At 65.4% G+C, this 758-nt stretch carries 1 protein-coding gene; it reads right to left on the bottom strand.

Features of this window, described 5'->3' with window-relative positions; all coding sequences use genetic code 11:
* Window positions 1-758: immunoglobulin-like domain-containing protein (locus ABDB87_RS20530; RefSeq protein WP_345930579.1), on the bottom strand; the 758-nt coding region annotated here is incomplete at both ends.

Below are 758 nucleotides of genomic sequence, written 5' to 3'. Positions count from 1 at the left end.
CTGCCGACCGGAATGGTGATGCTCTGGCCGTTGGAGAGCGAGATCACCAGCGGGCTGCCTGTGACCGGATGATCGACGCTGGCGGTATAGACCACCGAGCCGCCTTCGGTGACGGCCGTGGCGGAGGCCGTGAGGGTCACGGTCGTTGCGTCCGGCGTTGCTTCATCGGTGACGGTGGTCGTGACCGCGGTCTTGTCGGCGACCAGGCTCTCGAAGTTGCCGCCCGAGATCGTGTCGATGTGGTTGGTCACCACCGAGCTGCCGGTATAGGCATTGTCGGCCGTGGCAGTCGTGACGCTGCCGGAAGAACTTCCGACCGGAATGGTGATCGTCTCGCCATTGACGAGCTTGACCGTCACGTCCGAACCGGTCACGACGCTCGCGAGGGTCACCGTGTAGGTGATGGTGCTGCCTTCGGCTACCGAGGAGGAGGCGGTCAGCGTGGCACTCGTGATATCGATCGTGTCCGCGATCGTGGTGACGGCAGCCGCCGGGTTGAAGCTTGCATTGATGCCCCCGCCCGAGACGCCGGTGATGGCGGCCTGGGTGCTGCTGGCGTCCAGATAGACGTCATCGGAGGCGGCGACCGCAACGGTCACCGAGCCGGTGGTGCTCCCGGCCGCAATCGTGATGGTCCGGCCGTTGTCGAGCGTGACGGTCAGATCCGAGACCGGGGCAGACGTGATGGTGGCGGTATAGACGATATTGCCGCCGGCTTCAGTGATCGCACTGGTGGCCGAGAGCGAGACGGTCGCCGT

The organism is Uliginosibacterium paludis, from assembly GCF_039631355.1.
GTDB lineage: Bacteria > Pseudomonadota > Gammaproteobacteria > Burkholderiales > Rhodocyclaceae > Uliginosibacterium > Uliginosibacterium paludis.
Note: the sequence above shows the minus strand (reverse complement) of the source record. Positions and strands in the feature narration are given on the sequence as shown.